General features: G+C 68.3%; 1 pseudogene. It reads right to left on the reverse strand.

Annotated features, from left to right (window positions below):
- Positions 1–265 (reverse strand): annotated as a pseudogene (locus tag NVV99_RS26550) (NAD-dependent epimerase); the annotation flags it as partial.

The raw sequence follows: 265 nt of genomic DNA on the forward strand, positions 1-265 counted from the left end.
ACGGCGATCTTCGACGCCGCATAGGTGAACGGCGGGCCCGCCTGCGAGATGCGGGTGGTGTGCGAGACGCCCTTGTCCATGTCGCCGGCGAGGAATGCCTTCACCGCCGAGTTCGGCACGCCGGGAGTCGTGGTCGTCGACTTGGATCCGAACACCACGACCTTGCTGTTCGCGGAGGCGGCCAGAGCTGCTCGCCATCCGACGCGCAGGTCGTGCACGCCGCGCACGTTGACCTGCGCGCTGATCTTCTCCTTGCCGGGGGTGG

It is taken from the genome of Rhodococcus sp. PAE-6 (genome assembly GCF_025290685.1).
In the GTDB taxonomy this organism is placed as follows: Bacteria; Actinomycetota; Actinomycetes; order Mycobacteriales; family Mycobacteriaceae; genus Rhodococcus; species Rhodococcus pyridinivorans.